The sequence below is a fragment of the Luteimonas terricola genome (genome assembly GCF_004352845.1).
Taxonomy (GTDB): Bacteria; Pseudomonadota; Gammaproteobacteria; order Xanthomonadales; family Xanthomonadaceae; genus Luteimonas; species Luteimonas terricola.
Map to the genome: position 1 here is coordinate 146,214 of NZ_SJRX01000003.1, position 16,044 is coordinate 162,257.

General features: G+C 68.3%; 15 protein-coding genes. 7 read left to right on the plus strand and 8 right to left on the minus strand.

What is annotated here, in order from left to right:
* The first annotated feature begins 7 nt into the window (after positions 1–7).
* Together E2169_RS08205 and E2169_RS08210 are read left to right on the plus strand one after the other, a co-directional pair.
* Positions 8–2,380, plus strand: a complete 2,373-nt coding sequence (locus E2169_RS08205) for a 3-hydroxyacyl-CoA dehydrogenase/enoyl-CoA hydratase family protein (RefSeq protein WP_132986139.1) — start codon at positions 8–10, stop codon at positions 2,378–2,380.
* Between the two features lie 20 nt (positions 2,381–2,400).
* A complete protein-coding gene (locus tag E2169_RS08210) occupies positions 2,401–3,606 on the plus strand; it encodes an acetyl-CoA C-acyltransferase (RefSeq protein ID WP_132986140.1) in 1,206 nt (401 codons plus the stop codon).
* Positions 3,607–3,685: 79 nt separating this feature from the next.
* Here E2169_RS08210 and galU read toward each other — a convergent pair whose 3' ends face one another.
* The 8 genes from galU to cmk form a co-directional block, all read right to left on the minus strand.
* Entirely contained in the window at positions 3,686–4,582 is an 897-nt protein-coding gene (gene galU, locus E2169_RS08215; RefSeq protein WP_132986141.1) for a UTP--glucose-1-phosphate uridylyltransferase GalU, read from the minus strand.
* Positions 4,579–6,489 (minus strand): polysaccharide biosynthesis protein, encoded by a 1,911-nt coding sequence (locus tag E2169_RS08220; protein ID WP_132986142.1) that lies wholly within the window; start codon positions 6,487–6,489, stop codon positions 4,579–4,581. The genes galU and E2169_RS08220 overlap by 4 nt, the downstream gene beginning before the upstream one ends.
* Positions 6,490–7,512 carry an MraY family glycosyltransferase gene (locus tag E2169_RS08225; protein ID WP_132986143.1) on the minus strand — a complete coding sequence of 341 codons (1,023 nt, stop codon included), beginning with the start codon at positions 7,510–7,512 and terminating at the stop codon, positions 6,490–6,492.
* Between the two features lie 5 nt (positions 7,513–7,517).
* A complete protein-coding gene (gene lapB / locus E2169_RS08230) occupies positions 7,518–8,696 on the minus strand; it encodes a lipopolysaccharide assembly protein LapB (protein WP_132986144.1) in 1,179 nt (392 codons plus the stop codon).
* A gap of 1 nt (position 8,697) precedes the next feature.
* Positions 8,698–8,952: a lipopolysaccharide assembly protein LapA domain-containing protein gene (locus tag E2169_RS08235; protein ID WP_132986145.1), complete on the minus strand. Its 255-nt coding sequence runs from the start codon at positions 8,950–8,952 to the stop codon at positions 8,698–8,700.
* Positions 8,953–8,998: 46 nt separating this feature from the next.
* Positions 8,999–9,313, minus strand: a complete 315-nt coding sequence (locus E2169_RS08240; protein ID WP_268236962.1) for an integration host factor subunit beta — start codon at positions 9,311–9,313, stop codon at positions 8,999–9,001.
* Positions 9,314–9,373: 60 nt separating this feature from the next.
* Complete coding sequence (gene rpsA / locus E2169_RS08245; RefSeq protein WP_132986147.1) at positions 9,374–11,062, minus strand: 30S ribosomal protein S1; 1,689 nt, start codon at positions 11,060–11,062, stop codon at positions 9,374–9,376.
* 162 nt (positions 11,063–11,224) lie between these two features.
* Positions 11,225–11,908 (minus strand): (d)CMP kinase, encoded by a 684-nt coding sequence (gene cmk / locus E2169_RS08250; RefSeq protein ID WP_132986148.1) that lies wholly within the window; start codon positions 11,906–11,908, stop codon positions 11,225–11,227.
* A 131-nt stretch (positions 11,909–12,039) separates the two neighbouring features.
* On the opposite strand from cmk, the gene ykgO reads away from it, so the two are divergent.
* From ykgO to E2169_RS08275, 5 genes are all read left to right on the plus strand, one after another.
* On the plus strand, positions 12,040–12,165 hold the full coding sequence (ykgO, locus tag E2169_RS08255; RefSeq protein ID WP_005409283.1) for a type B 50S ribosomal protein L36: 126 nt from the start codon (positions 12,040–12,042) through the stop codon (positions 12,163–12,165).
* Positions 12,166–12,375: 210 nt separating this feature from the next.
* Positions 12,376–12,702 (plus strand): hypothetical protein, encoded by a 327-nt coding sequence (locus E2169_RS08260; RefSeq protein WP_132986149.1) that lies wholly within the window; start codon positions 12,376–12,378, stop codon positions 12,700–12,702.
* Positions 12,703–12,706: 4 nt separating this feature from the next.
* Positions 12,707–13,738 carry an agmatine deiminase family protein gene (locus E2169_RS08265; protein ID WP_132986150.1) on the plus strand — a complete coding sequence of 344 codons (1,032 nt, stop codon included), beginning with the start codon at positions 12,707–12,709 and terminating at the stop codon, positions 13,736–13,738.
* 61 nt (positions 13,739–13,799) lie between these two features.
* Positions 13,800–14,684 carry a carbon-nitrogen hydrolase gene (locus E2169_RS08270; RefSeq protein ID WP_132986151.1) on the plus strand — a complete coding sequence of 295 codons (885 nt, stop codon included), beginning with the start codon at positions 13,800–13,802 and terminating at the stop codon, positions 14,682–14,684.
* A gap of 30 nt (positions 14,685–14,714) precedes the next feature.
* On the plus strand, positions 14,715–15,971 hold the full coding sequence (locus E2169_RS08275) for a TraB/GumN family protein (RefSeq protein WP_132986152.1): 1,257 nt from the start codon (positions 14,715–14,717) through the stop codon (positions 15,969–15,971).
* Positions 15,972–16,044: the final 73 nt, after the last annotated feature.

The window sequence follows — 16,044 nt, forward strand, 5'->3', positions numbered from 1 at the left end:
GTATAACATGTCTGAGAAACTGCTTGTGCGTCGGGCCGCAGTCCTCGGCGCCGGTGTGATGGGGGCGCAGATTGCCGCCCACCTCACCAATGCCGGCGTCGACACCGTGCTGTTCGATCTCCCGGCCAAGGAGGGCGAGCCCAACGGCGTCGTCAATCGCGCCATTGCCAGCCTCGGCAAGCTCAGTCCCGCGCCGCTGGCCTCGAAATCGCTGGCTGCGGCCATCAGGCCCGCCAACTACGAGCTGGGGCTGAAGCGGCTCAAGGACTGCGACCTGGTGATCGAGGCCATCGCCGAGCGCATGGACTGGAAGCAGGAGCTCTACGAGAAGATCGCCCCCTTCGTGGCCGACCACGCGGTGCTCGCCAGCAATACGTCGGGCCTGGGCATCAACAAGCTGGCCGAGGTACTGCCGGAAAAGCTGCGCTCCCGCTTCTGCGGCGTGCACTTCTTCAACCCGCCGCGCTACATGCACCTGGCCGAGCTGATCCCGGCGCGCACCACCGACAAGGCGGTGCTGCAGGGGCTCGAGACCTTCCTCACCACGACGCTTGGCAAGGGCGTGGTCTACGCCCGCGACACGCCGAACTTCATCGGCAACCGCATCGGCGTGTTCTCGATCCTGGCCACCATCCACCACACCGCCGAAACCGGCCTGGGCTTCGACGAGGTCGATGCGCTGACCGGCCCCCTCGCGGGACGGCCGAAGTCGGCGACCTACCGCACATCCGACGTGGTCGGCCTGGACACCATGGCCCACGTCATCAAGACCATGGCCGACACCCTTCCCGACGACCCCTGGCACAGATACTTCAAGTCGCCGAAGTGGCTCGCGGGCCTGGTCGAAAAGGGCGCGCTGGGCCAGAAGGCTGGCGCCGGCATCTTCCGCAAGGTCGGCAAGGACATCATGGTCCTGGACCTGGAAAAGCAGGACTACCGCCCCGCCGACCGCAAGGCCGCCGACGAGCTGGTCGCCATCCTGAAGACGAAGGACCCGGTGGAGAAGTTCGCCGCCCTGCGCGCGAGCAGCCATCCGCAGGCGAAGTTCCTTTGGGCGGTGTTCCGCGACCTGTTCCACTACTCCGCCTACCACCTGGCCGACATCGCCGAGACCGCGCGCGACGTCGACCTGGCCATCCGCTGGGGCTACGGCTGGTCGCTGGGTCCGTTCGAGACCTGGCAGGCCGCAGGCTGGAAGCAGGTGGCGCAGTGGATCGCCGACGACATCGTCGCCGGCAAGGCGATGAGCGACGCGCCGCTGCCGGACTGGGTGTTCGACGGGCGCGACGGCGTGCACTCGGCCGAAGGCAGCTACAGCCCCGGCAAGAATGCCCGCCTGCCCCGCTCCGCCCTGCCCGTCTACAAGCGCCAGCGCTTCCCCGATCCGCTGCTGGGCGAGTCCTTCGCCAAGGGCGAGACGGTGTTCGAGAACGACGGCATCCGCATGTGGACCGACGGCGACGACATCGCCGTGGCCTCGTTCAAGACCAAGATGCATACCGTCTCCGACAATGTCCTGGACGGCCTGCAGGAAGCCGTGGCGCGCGCCGAGCGCGACTTCGCAGGGCTGGTGGTCTGGCAGCCCAGGGAGCCCTTCTCCGCCGGCGCGGACCTTGCTGGTGCCCTGGGCCTGCTGCAGGCCGGAAAGGTGGACGCGTTCGAGGCGATGGTCGCCAATTTCCAGGCCACCAGCCAGAGCATCAAGTACTCGCTGGTGCCGGTGGTGGCCGCGGTGCGCGGCCTGGCGCTGGGCGGCGGCTGCGAGTTCCAGATGCACTCGGCACGCACGGTCGCGCACCTGGAAAGCTACATCGGGCTGGTCGAAGCCGGTGTCGGCCTGCTGCCGGCAGGCGGTGGCCTGAAGGAGCTGGCCGTGCGGGCCTCCGAGGCCGCTGGCGCGAACGGTGACGTGTTCGCCGAGCTGAAGGGCGTGTTCGAGACGGTGGCGATGGCCAAGGTCTCGGCCTCCGCGGTCGAGGCGAAGGAACTCGGCCTGCTGCGCGCCGGCGACCAGGTCGTCTTCAACGCCCACGAGCTGCTGCACGTGGCCCGCGGCCAGGCGCGGGCACTGGCTGACGCCGGTTACCGTCCGCCGATGCCGGCCCGCCGCGTGCGCGTGGTCGGCGACGTGGGCATCGCCACCTTCCGCATGCTGCTGGAAAACATGCTCGAGGGCCGCTTCATCAGCGAGTACGACTACGAGATCGCCACCCGCATCGCCACCGTGGTGAGCGGCGGCGATGTCGACCGCAACGCCGTGGTCGACGAGGACTGGCTGCTGCGGCTGGAGCGCCAGCACTTCGTCGAGCTCGCGCAGCAGGAAAAGACCCAGGCCCGCATCGCGCACATGCTCAAGACCGGCAAGCCGCTGCGCAACTGACCGCCAAGGAACCAAAGATCATGAGCAAGCAGGTACAGGACGCCTATATCGTCGCCGCCACCCGGACACCGGTGGGCAAGGCGCCCAAGGGCGTGTTCCGCAACACCCGTCCCGACGACATGCTCGCCCACGTGCTCAAGGCCGTGGTTGCGCAGGCGCCGGGCATCGACCTCAACCGCATCGACGATGCCATCATCGGCTGCGCCATGCCCGAGGGCGAGCAAGGCATGAACGTGGCGCGCATCGGCGTGCTGCTGGCCGGCCTGCCCGACACCGTGGCCGCGCAGACCATCAACCGCTTCTGCTCCTCGGGCCTGCAGGCGGTGGCGCTGGCCGCCGACCAGATCCGCCTGGGCAATGCCGACCTGGTGCTCGCCGGCGGCACCGAGAGCATGAGCATGGTGCCGATGATGGGCAACAAGGTCGCGCTGTCGCCGGCCGTGTTCCGCGACGACCACGTCGCCATCGCCTACGGCATGGGCATCACCGCCGAGAAAGTGGCCGAGGAGTGGAACGTCTCGCGCGAGGACCAGGACGCCTTCGCGCTCGCCTCGCACCAGAAGGCCCTGGCCGCGCAGAAGGCCGGCGAGTTCCGCGACGAGATCTCGGCGCTGGAAGTCGTCTCCCGCCAGCCGGACCTGGGCGGCAATGCCGTGCGCCTGAAGAAGCTGCTGGTCGAGCAGGACGAGGGCCCGCGTCCCGACACCTCGATCGAGGGCCTGGCGAAGCTGCGCCCGGTGTTCCGCAATGGCCAGTTCGGCGGCTCGGTCACCGCCGGCAACTCCTCGCAGATGAGCGACGGCGCGGGTGCCGTGCTGGTGGCCTCCGCGCAGGCGATCAAGGATTACGGCCTGACGCCGTTGGCGCGCTTCGTGTCGTTCTCGGTCGCCGGCGTGCGTCCCGAGGTGATGGGCATCGGCCCGATCGCGGCGATTCCGAAGGCGCTGAAGCAAGCCGGCCTGACGAAGGACCAGCTCGACTGGATCGAACTCAACGAAGCCTTCGCCGCACAGGCGCTGGCCGTCATTCGTGATTCCGGGCTCGATCCCGACAAGGTCAACCCGCTGGGCGGTGCGATCGCACTGGGGCACCCCCTGGGCGCGACCGGCGCCGTGCGTACGGCCACGATCGTCCACGGCATGCGCCGGCGCAAGCAGAAATACGGCATGGTGACCATGTGCATCGGCACCGGCATGGGTGCGGCCGGCATTTTCGAGGCGCTTTAGCGAAAAGAGGGGGCGCCCTGGCGCCCCCGTTTCCTTCTTTCAATTCGATGCAGTCGCGGCCAACACGCTCGCGCGTACTTCAGGACTCCACTACCCCAAGTTCGGTTAGTGCGCTGCGCATGAAGTTCTGGGCTGCTTCGCTCAGCTTCTCATGGTCGAGTGCATGTCGGATGGTAGCTTCGATCAGGCCGATGTGAGTTCCACAATCGAATCGCGTCCCCTGGAAGTTGTAGGCCAGCACATTTTCCTCGGCCAGAAGCGCGGAGATGGCGTCGGTGAGCTGGATCTCCCCCCCGGCGCCGGGTCGGGTGGATTCAAGCAGCTCGAAAATTCTGGGCGTCAGCACGTAGCGACCGACCACACCAAGATTGCTGGGGGCTTCAGCAAGCGGAGGCTTCTCGATGATGGCCGTGATCCTGCCTCGGCGGTCAGCAAATTCTTCGGTGGCAACGATTCCATAGCTGGACACCTGTTCCGCCGGCACCGCCTGGGTGGCGATGACGCTGGCACCACTCATTTCGGCAACGTCGGCCATCTGACGCAGGGCACCGGGTCCCCGGTTCCAGATCAGGTCGTCGGGCAGGATGACCGCAAATGGCTCGTCTCCAATCACCGGCTTCGCGCACAACACGGCATGTCCAAGACCCAGCGCTTCCGCCTGGGTGACGAACACCGCGCGCACCCCTTTGGGCAACACATTGCGCACCAGTGCAAGCTGCGCTTCTTTGCCCGCGCCTTCGAGCTTGTGTTCCAGCTCGTAGGCCTTGTCAAAATAGTCGGCCACCGCGTGCTTGTAACGGTTGGTGACAAACACAAGGGTGTCACAGCCGGCCTCGATGGCTTCATCGACCGCGTACTGGATAAGCGGCCGATCAACGATCGGCAGCATTTCCTTGGGCACGGTCTTGGTGACCGGAAGGAAGCGGGTACCGAGCCCCGCCACGGGGAATACCGCTTTGCGAATACGTCGGGTCATGTGCTGCGTGCGTTCCTCGCGGGGAAGGCGACCACTGTGGCCGCCTCGGGGTTCTCGTCCAAGACAAGAGGTGCAAATTCCGGCACCGATTCCCGCAGCACTTGACCCAAGGTTTCGAGATCGTAATCCGTCACCGCGACACGCATTCGGGCAATCGCTGATTCGATCCGTTCCGCAGACACGCGGCGCGCCTCGGCCTGCAGGATCTTGGGATGCGCCGTGGGCCTGTAACGCTCATCGGCATGGAACAGGGTTTCGTGCAGCTTTTCACCCGGGCGCAGACCCGTGTAGACGATGGCAATGTCGCGGCCAGGCTGCTTGCCCGCCAGGGTGATCATCTGCTCGGCTAGCACCCGGATCAACACCGGATCGCCCATGTCCAGGGTATATACCGCCTGCAGCGAACCGATCGCGACCGCCTGCAGGATCAGCTGGCAGGCCTCGGGGATCGTCATGAAGTAGCGGGTGACGTCGGGATCGGTGACCGTGACCGGCCCACCGTGGCGGATCTGGGCACGGAACAGCGGCACCACGCTGCCCGCAGAGTCGAGCACGTTGCCGAAGCGCACGGTGACGAAGCGCGTGCCCTCGACTCCGCTCATCGCCTGGCAGACCATCTCTGCAAGGCGCTTGGTTGCGCCCAGCACGTTCACGGGATCCACGGCCTTGTCGGTGGAAATCAGCACGAAGGTGCCAACGCCGGCGGCCTGCGTCTCGCGGGCCACGGTGGCCGTGGCAAGCACGTTGTTGCGCACCGCCTCGCGCAGCTGGGATTCGAGCACGGGCACCTGCTTGTAAGCGGCGGCATGGAACACCGCCTCAGGCTGGCTCAGCGACAACGCATGGCGGATCACCGCCGGGTCGCCGCAGTCGCCGAGGACGGGCAGGCACTCGATCTGCGGGAAATCGCGGCGCAACTCGCTCTGGGTCGTCGCCAGGGCAAGTTCGTCGACCTCGATCAGGGTGATCTGGAGTGCACCATGCCGCGCGCACTGGCGGCAGAGCTCGGCACCGATCGAACCGCCGGCGCCGGTGACCAGCACGCTGCGCCCGCCGAGCCAACCGCGGATGGCCTTCCAGTCCGGCGTGACCGGCTTGCGACCGAGCAGGTCCTCGATCGCGACCTCTTTCAGCTCGCCGGGCAAGGACCGGCCTTCAAGCAGGTCGTTGATCCGGGGCACCGTGCGGAACTGCAGGCCGGTGCGCTCGCAGGCGGCCACGACGCGACGCATCGCGGTCGCATCCAGCGATGGCATGGCGATCACCAGCAGCTTGGCCGCCGTTTCCGGTGCGATGGTGCCGACATCCTCGATACGGCCAAGCACCGGAAGGCCCTGGAGATAGCTGCCGCGCAGCTTCGCCGCATCGTCCAGGAAGCCCACCGGCTGGTAGGCGCCGACGCGACGCAGGTCGCGGACCAGGGCTTCGCCCGCCTGCCCGGCGCCGAGGATCAGCACGCGCAGCGCCGCCGTGTCGGTACGCTCGTTGCCGTGGTCCTTCCAAGCGCGGTACAGCAGGCGCGGCATGCCCAGCAGCGCGGACAGGACGACCGGATAGGCCAGCATCACCGTGCGCGGCACCTGGCCGGCGCGGTCGAAGACGAAGAACAGCAGCGGCAGGATGGCCAGCAGCCCGAACAGGCTGGCCTTCACGATATTGACGAGGTCGGGGATGCTGGCGAATCGCCAGACGCCCCGATACAGCCCGACCTGCCAGAAAATCAGGCCCTGCACGATCAGGATCAGCAGCATTTCCGGCGACAGGGGCGCCGAGGCCACTGCGGGTTCCATGGGCGAGTGCCGGAAATAGTTGAGCCCGGCCCACGCCGCCCACACCATGAACAGATCGTGCACGATCACGGCCGCGCGCGGCAGGCCGTTCCGGATCCGGTCACTCAGGCTGATCATCTACGGGCACTTCCTGTCTGGGAGGGGCCAGTGGCTCGTGATGATGCGCCAGGCCAAGGCTCCAACGGCGCCGCAGCTTCCGGCGGCGGCCATTCTAGCCGTTAGGCCCTGCCCATTGGCAGCACAGGCCAAGGCGATGGCTGCCAGGGTCCAGACTCCATAGGCAGCCGTCACCGGCACATGCGACCCGATCCCGGCGGCCAGCCGTTGGTAAGCGTGCCCGACGTGGGCCGTCCACCAGCGCTCGCGGCGGACGATGCGCCCACCCAGCGTCAAGGCCGCGTCAATGAGGAAGGCCGAGACCGGAAGGAAGAGCACCGGAAGCAGGCCCGGCCCGCCGAGTGCCCCACCCTCGAGCACCAGCAGGGCGGCAAGCACCGTCAACGCGAAGCCCAGCACGCCGCTGCCCACGTCGCCAAGAAAGATCCGCGCGCGCGGGAAATTGAACGGCAGGAAGCCCAGGCACGCGGCCGCCAGCGCCAGGGCCGGCAGTGCCGCCAGGGGCGAAGCCGCCAACAGGGCGAAAGCCAGCGCGGCCAACGCCGCCTGGGTGGTGGCCAGACCGTCGATCCCGTCCATGAAGTTCCAGACATTGACCATGACGGGCGCGCCGACCAACGCCAACGGGGCCAACCAGGGCGCGGCACCTGCAGCCACCAACCCCGCGGCCAGCGCGGCGCCGGCGGCCACGTGGGCGGCCAGGCGCCACCAGGGCGACAGCGGACGGTGATCGTCGACATAGCCCGCGCTCCCGACCAGCACGACACCACACACCGCTGCCAGTGCGAGGGGGCCCGGCAGGACTCCAGCGAGGCCGGAGGCGATGCAGGCCATGGCCCAGGCCACGGCGATCCCGATCCCGCCACCGCGCGGCGTTGGCACCGCGTGGCTGCGGCGCTCGCCCGGCTGGTCGAGCAGCCCGTGGCGAAGCGCGTGCCGCCGGGCGAGCCAGGCCCCGGTCGCCGCCATGGCCGCCACCACCGCCAGCCAGGGCAGCACGCGTATCCAGTCGATGGCGGCCACGAGACTCAAACCACGGCGTAGTTCAGCAGCGGTTTGATACTGCCCCACTCCTTGCAGGATGGGCACTGCCAGTGATGGCTGCGCGCGCCGAAGCCGCAGCGGTTGCAGCGGTAGGCGGGATTGCGCACCAGCAGCTGGTCGGTGATGTGTCGCAGTTCGTGCAGGGTCGCGGCCTCGTTCCCGCCTTCGGCGAGGGTGAGGTCGATGAGCGCTGCCTCACCGCGCACCGAGGGACGGTCCTTGAGCTGCTGTGCCAGGAAGCGCCGGGCCGCCGACACGCCCTCCTCCGCTTCGACCAGGCGCGTCAACGCCAGCACCGGTGCGACACCGCGGTAGTGCTCGCTCATCTCGGTCAGGAAGGCGCGCGCGCCTGGGGAGTCGCCGACGCGGTCGTAGGCCGAACGCAGCGACGGCAGGATCTCCGGAAGAAAGTCGGGGTCATGGCGCGCCGCGCGTTCGTAGGCACGGATCGCTGCGGCATCGTTGCCGGCGTCCAGCTCAAGCCTGCCCTCGAGCATGCCGGCGCGCACCGAGCCGGAGTCTGCGGCATAGGCGCGCACCACCGCGGCGCGCGCGCCCTCTCGGTCGCCGGCCGCGCGCAGGCGTTCGGCCAGCTCGCACTCGAACTGGCCCACCAGCTTGCCCATCGGCTCGCCGGTCACTTGCTCATAGCGGGTGGCGTTCTCGATCGCCTTGGGCCAGTCGCGCTCGGCCTGGTAGATGCCGATCAGGTGCTTGAGCGCCTGCGGCGCGCGCTGGTCGATGGCGGCCAGCTCGGTGAACACGGTTTCGGCACGGTCGAGCAGGCCCGAGCGCATGTAGTCCTCGCCCAGCGCCAGCAGCGCCTGCACTTTCTGCTGGTCGCTGAGGTCGGGACGCTGCACCAGGCCCTGGTGCAGGCGGATCGCGCGGTCGACCTCGCCGCGGCGCCGGAACAGGTGGCCGAGGGCGACCTGGGTCTCGAAGGTTTCCTTGTCGAGTTCCGCGATGTGCAGGAACAGTTCGATGGCCTTGTCGGGCTGCTCGTTGAGCAGGTAGTTCAGGCCACGGAAGTAAGTGGTCGAGAGCTTGCTGACCTGGCTGTCGCTGTGGCGCTCGCCACCGCGGCGACCGATGACCCAGCCGCTGAGCGCCGCGATCGGCAGCAGCAGGAAGAACCAGAACCACTCGGTGATGAAGGCCATGTCAGTTCGCGTCCGTGGCGCGTGGGCGGGCGGCATCGAGGCGCCGGCGCTGGCGCAGCGGCAGCAGGACCGAGGCCATGATCGCCAGTCCGCCGGCGATGGCGCCGAGCAGGAGGCTCGCCAGCAACGCGAGGCCAAGCGTCGGCCGCAGGATGGCCAGGCCGAGATCGACTTCGACCACCTGGGGATTGAGTGCACCCACCGCGACCCCGGCAACGAGGCACAGCATGGCGATGAGAATGCGGATGGGGCGCATGGGCGGCTAGCTTAGCCGGCCCGGGCCCCGCAGTCAGCTGAAGCGTTCAGTCGTCGACGGGCAGCGGCATGACGTCGCTGACGCGTTCGCGCAGTTCCTTGCCCGGCTTGAAATGGGGAACGTGCTTGCCCGGCAGGGCAACCGCCTCGCCGGTCTTCGGGTTGCGCCCGGTGCGGGGTGGACGGTAGTGCAGCGAAAAGCTGCCGAAACCGCGGACTTCGATGCGATCGCCATCGGCGAGCGCGCCACCCATCATCTCCAGCAGCGTTTTCACCGCGAGGTCGACGTCGTCGGCCTTCAGGTGCCCCTGGCGCTGGGCGAGGATTTCGATGAGCTCGGACTTGGTCATGGTGCCCTTGATGGTCCCGGACAGTCGGAGCGGCCTGGCTTGCGCCAGGCCGCCACCGGATGCCGCGAGTCCTTACTCGGACTTGCCGCCCAGCTGCTCGCGCAGCAGCGCGCCCAGCTTGGTGGTGCCGCTGGAGGCCTCGGCCGCCGCGCGGTTGTACTCGGCCAGGGTATCGGCCACCTCGGCCTCGTCCTTGGCGCGGATCGACAGCTGCAGGGTGCGGCCCTTGCGGTCCATGCCCGTGAACTTGGCTTCGATCGTGTCGCCCACCTTCAGGTGCTGGCTGGCGTCGTCGATGCGCTCGTCGGAGATGTCGCGCGCGGCCACGTAGCCTTCCACGCCGTCGGCGATCTCGACGACCGCGCCCTTGGCATCGACTTCCTTGACGGTGCCGGTGACCTTGGTGCCGCGCGGGTGCGCCGCCATGAACTGGCCGAACGGATCCTGCTCGAGCTGCTTGACGCCCAGGCTGATGCGCTCGCGCTCCGGGTCCACCGCCAGCACCACGGCCTCGAGGGTGTCGCCCTTCTTCAGCTCGCGGGCCACGTCTTCGCCGCTGGTGTTCCAGCTCATGTCGGACAGGTGGATCAGGCCGTCGATGCCGCCGTCCAGGCCGATGAAGATGCCGAAGTCGGTGATCGACTTGATCTGGCCGTCGACCTTGTCGCCCTTCTTGTGGATGGCCGCGAAGGTCTCCCACGGGTTGGACGTGACCTGCTTGATGCCCAGCGAGATGCGGCGACGCTCTTCGTCGACGTCGAGCACCATGACCTCGATGTCGTCACCGACCTGCACGACCTTCTGCGGGTTGACGTTCTTGTTGGTCCAGTCCATCTCGGACACGTGCACCAGGCCCTCGACGCCCGGCTCGATCTCGACGAACGCGCCGTAATCGGTGACGTTGGAGACCTTGCCGAACACGCGGGTGTTGGACGGGTAACGGCGGGCGATGTTGTCCCACGGATCCTCGCCCAGCTGCTTCAGGCCCAGGCTGACGCGGTTGCGCTCCTTGTCGTACTTGAGCACGCGCACATCCAGCTCTGCGCCCACCTCAACGACTTCGGACGGATGGCGCACGCGCTTCCAGGCCATGTCGGTGATGTGCAGCAGGCCGTCGATGCCGCCGAGGTCGACGAACGCGCCGTAGTCTGTCAGGTTCTTGACCACGCCCTTCAGCACGGCGCCCTCGACCAGCTTCTCCATCAGCTGCTCGCGCTCTTCCGAATGCTCGCTCTCGACCACCGCACGGCGGGAGACGACCACGTTGTTGCGCTTGCGGTCGAGCTTGATGAGCTTGAACTCGAGTTCCTTGCCTTCCAGGTACACCGGGTCGCGCACGGGGCGCACATCGACCAGCGAACCGGGCAGGAACGCGCGGACGTCCTTGATGTCGACGGTGAAACCGCCCTTGACCTTGCCGCTGATCTTGCCGGTGACGGTCTCGTTCTTCTCGAGGGCTTCCTCGAGCTCGTCCCACACCATGGCGCGCTTGGCCTTCTCGCGCGACAGCACGGTCTCGCCGAAGCCGTTCTCGAGGGAGTCGAGCGCGACCTTGACGATGTCGCCCTCGGCGACGTCGATCTCGCCGTCGTCGTTACGGAACTGTTCGATCGGCACGATGCCTTCGGACTTCAGGCCGGCGTTGATGACGACCACGTCGGTGCGCACCTGGATCACGGTGCCGGTGACGATGGAGCCGGGCTTCAGCTTGGCCAGGTTGGCCTGGCTGGCTTCGAACAGTTCTGCGAATGATTCGGTCATTGGAAATTACTCTGTTGATGAAACAGACCGGGCAGCGCCGAGGAGCGCATGTCGCCGGTCCACCCGTTGTCGGCGTGCGCGGGATTGCGCCTTGCCGTGAGTGCTGGTTGGACAGGAAAAATCCGCACGACGGATGTCGCGCGGGGCGATCTGCCGCGGGCTTCAGGCCGTGCGGCCGGGCACCAGGGCCAGGACGCGTTCGACCACGCTATCGATGCCCTGGCCGGTGGTGTCGATGCGGACGGCGTCTTCGGCCGGTCGCAGCGGTGCCACCGCGCGGCTGGCATCGCGCGCGTCGCGGGCCAGAATCTCCCGTAGCAGACCATCCAATGTAACGGAAACCCCCTTGTCCTTCAACTGTTTATAGCGCCTTTCGGCGCGCTCCTCGGCGCTGGCGGTGAGGAAGACCTTGAAGGCGGCATCGGGGAAGATCACCGTGCCCATGTCGCGGCCGTCCGCGACCAGGCCGGGGGCTTTGCGGAAGGCCCTCTGGCGCTCCTTGAGCGCGGAGCGCACCTCGGGAATGGCGGCGATCGCGGACGCCGCCGCGCCGGCGGTCTCGGTGCGCAGCTCGTCGGTGGCGTCGTGGCCGTTGACCAGCACCCGCAGCTCACCCGCGGCATCGTCGCGAAAGCCGATCCCGGTGTCGAAGGCGCAGCGGACCAGGGCACCGGCGTCGTCGAGGTCGAGGTCGGCCCAGCCCGCGGCCACCCCCACCGCGCGATACAGGGCACCGGAGTCGAGGTAGTGCCAGCCCAGGCGCCCGGCCACCACGCGGCTGATCGTGCCCTTGCCCGAGCCCGAGGGGCCGTCGATGGTGAGGACGGGAATGGCGGCTTCGGTCATGGCGGACTCCGGGGAGGGACAGGCATTCTAGACCGGCCGACGGACGATTGCCCTGCAAGTACTTGATCCGGGGCGCCCGGGCCCGCTAGAATTGCCGGCTTGTTTGCCCCAACCATTTTTCGAGGTTCGTCATGAAGGTCCTGTCCTCCCTGAAGTCGGCGAAGGCCCGTCACCGCGACTGCAAGGTCGTTCGTCGCCGTGGCAAGATCTTCGTGATCTGCAAGTCCAACCCGCGTTTCAAGGCGCGCCAGCGCTGAGTCGCGCACCGCGGCGGTCCCGCGTGCCATGCACGCGGCGGCGGCCAAGGGACGTCCGGAAGGCCGCAGCGATGCGGCCTTCCGCGTTTCGGGCAGCGGCCACGGCGTGACGACGCGCCCGGTTCGCTGCTCCGTCCGCGCTGCGACCCCGCGCGATCTGTTAAAAACGCTGCGGCTGCAGCCGATGCAGCGTCCACGGGGAGATCGACCATGCGCCTGTTCCTTGCACTGACCACCGCCGCCCTGCTCGCCACCGCCAGCAGCGCGTCCGCCGACACCCTGCTCATCGACCGCGTGCAGCAGCAGGCCGCCGCGCCGATGCCGACCCGCGGCATGAGCATGTCCGACGTCGAGGCCCGTTTCGGTGCCCCGAGCCAACGCCTGGATCCGCGCGGCGGCCAGAAGAGCCAGTGGCCGACCATCAACCGCTGGGTGTACCCCGGCTTCACCGTGTACTTCGAGAAGAGCCGCGTGATCGACGCCGTCGCCAACCAGGCCACGCCGGGCGAGACCGGGCCCAAGCCTCCGATCCGCTGAGACGATGACCGAAAAGACCCTGCGTTTCCCCGCGGAGTGGGAGCCCCAGTCCGCGATCCTGCTGGCGTGGCCGCATGCCGACACCGACTGGGCCGAACGCCTGGGCGAAGTCGAGGACACCTACATCGCCCATGTGGCGGCGATCGTGCGCTTCCAGCGCGTGCTCATCTGCGTGGCCGACGACGACGTCGAGGCCTACGCACGGGCGCGCCTGGCCTCCAACCGCATCGACATGGCGCGGGTGGGCTTCATCACCCTGCCCTACAACGACACCTGGCTGCGCGACACCGGGCCGATCACGCTGGTGGGTGACGACGGCTTCGAGCTGCTCGATTTCCGGTTCACCGGCTGGGGCGGCAAGTTCGAGGCCGGCGAGGACGACCGCCTGGTGCAACGCCTGCAGGAAGCAGGAATCTTCTCGAAGAGTGTGCTGCAATCCATTGATTTTGCTTTGGAAGGTGGTGCCATCGAGACCGATGGCCAGGGCAGCCTGCTGACCACCTGGCGCTGCCTGCACGAGCGCCACCCGCAGGCCAGTCGCGAGGAGCTCGATCAGCGCCTGCGTGACTGGCTGCGCCAGGACCGCGTGCTCTGGCTCGACCACGGCTACCTGCAGGGCGATGACACGGATGCCCATGTCGACACCCTCGCCCGCTTCGCCCCGGGCGATGCCATCGTCTTCCAGGCCTGCGACGACCCGGCCGATCCACACCACGCCGAGCTCGGCGCGATGGCCGACGAGATCACCGCCCTGTGCACGCCCGACGGCCATCCCTACCGGCTGTTCCCGCTGCCGTGGCCGAAGCCCGTGCTCGACGGGGGCCGCCGGCTCGCCGCGAGCTATGCCAACTATCTGGTGATCAACGGCGCCGTGCTGATGCCCGCCTACGACGACCCGGCCGATGACGCCGCCGCCGACGTGCTGGCCGAGGCCCACCCCGGCCGCGAGGTGGTGCAGGTGCCGTGCCGGTCGTTGATCTGGCAGAACGGCAGCCTGCATTGCATCTCGATGCAGCTGCCGGCAGGACTCATCTGAGGGACAGCACGGCCGGCCTACAATGTCCGGCTCGCGTGCATCACTGCCACAGGGTCCTGCCATGAACACCAACACGCTTCCCGTCGCGCTCATCCAGGAGCGCAACCACGGCGGCGCCGCTGAAAACCTCGAGCTCATCGAGCGCCGCGTCGCCGAGGCCGCGCGCCAGGGCGCGAAGCTGGTGCTGCTGCAGGAGCTGCACAACGGGCCCTATTTCTGCCAGCACGAAAGCGTCGACGAGTTCGACCTCGCCGAAACCATCCCCGGTCCGAGCACCGAGCGCCTGTCGGCGCTGGCGAAGCAGCATGGCGTGGTGCTGGTCAGCTCGCTGTTCGAGAAGCGCGCCACCGGCCTGTACCACAACACCGCGGTGGTCTTCGATGCCGACGGCTCCACCGCCGGCAGGTACCGCAAGATGCACATCCCGGACGACCCGGGCTTCTACGAGAAGTTCTACTTCACCCCCGGCGACCTCGGCTTCGAGCCGATCGACACCTCGGTCGGCCGCCTTGGCGTGCTGGTGTGCTGGGACCAGTGGTACCCGGAGGCCGCGCGCCTGATGGCGCTCGCCGGCGCCGAACTGCTGCTCTACCCGACCGCCATCGGTTGGGATCCCGACGACGACCTGGACGAGAAGCAGCGCCAGCGCGACGCCTGGATCCTGAGCCACCGCGGCCACGCCGTGGCCAACGGGCTGCCGGTGCTGTCCTGCAACCGCGTCGGCCACGAAGCCTCGCCGGTCGGCGCCTCGGGCATCGACTTCTGGGGCAACAGCCACGTGCTGGGGCCGCAGGGCGAGTTCATCGCCGAAGCCGGCGGCGACGCCACGATCCTCACCTGCGAAGTCGACCTCGGCCGCAGCGAGCACGTGCGCCGCATCTGGCCTTTCCTCCGCGACCGCCGCATCGACGCCTATGGCGACCTGCTGCGCCGCTACCGCGACTGAGCGCGCTGTCGCGCCCGACCCTGGATGTCCATGACCGAGATTGAGATTCACGCCCCACCTGCCGCAGGGCCCGACCTCGCCGGACCGGCGGCTGCCGGCTTCGACCTCGGCACCCAGCCGCACGCCATCGTCGAACGCGATGGCGTGCGCTACACACTCCTCGGCACCGCCCACGTCTCGCGCGCCAGCGTGGACGCGGTGCGCGCGGCGATCGCCACCGGCGACTACGACACCATCGCGGTCGAACTCGACGAGCAGCGCCTGTCAGCGATGACCGACCCCGCGGCGCTTGGCCGCCTGGACCTGGTCAAGGTGCTGCGCGAAGGAAAGACGCCGCTGTTCGCCGCCAACCTGGCGCTCGCCGCCTACCAGCGCCGTCTGGCCGAGCAGATGGGCGTCGAGCCCGGCGCGGAGCTGAAGGCCGCGGCCGCCGATGCCACCGCGCAGGGCCTGTCGCTGCAGCTCATCGACCGCGACGTCGGCCTCACCTTCAAACGCGCCATGCAGCGACTGGGCTGGTGGGGCCGCGCCAGGATCAGCGCCAGCCTGCTGATGGGCCTGCTGTCGAGCGACGAGGTCGGCGAGGACGAGATCGAGCGGCTCAAGCAGGGCGACGTGCTGGAATCGAGTTTCACCGAGTTCGCCGGCCAGACGCCGGAACTCTACGAGGCGATCATCACCGAGCGCGACCGTTACATGGCCGCCCGCCTGCGCGAAACGCCGGCGGGTGCGCGCAGCGTGCTGGCGGTGGTCGGCGCCGGCCACCTCAAGGGCCTGGCCGCGCACCTGCGCGATGACAATGCGCCGCCGGCCGAGGTGCGCGAGTCACTGGAGCGCGTGAAGCCGAAATCGCGCGTACCGTGGATGGAGATCATCATCGGCACGGTGGTGGTCGGCGGCTTCGCATGGGGCTTCTGGCGCGGCGGCTTCGACGTCGGTGCCGACCTGATGCTGCAGTGGGTGCTGGTCACCGGCGGCCTCGGCGCGCTGGGCTGCGCGATCGCCGGCGGCCATCCGCTGAGCATCCTGTCCGCCTTCGTCGCCTCGCCGTTCACGCCGCTGCACCCGGCACTGGCCTCGGGCACGGTGAGCGCCGTGGTCGAGGCCGCGCTGCGCAAGCCGACCTACGACGACTTCATGGCCCTGCGCGAGGACGTCAACACCGCGCGCGGCTGGTGGCGCAACCGCGTGGCGCGGGTGCTGCTGAACTTCTTCCTCACCAGCCTGGGGACCGCCATCGGCGTCTGGACGGGTGGGCTCAGGATGCTGGGCAAGCTGTTCGGCTGAGCTGCGCAGGGGCGGGTCGCAGCTGTAGCTGTGAATGAACCTGCGGGGACACCACTACGCACGGCAATCACCG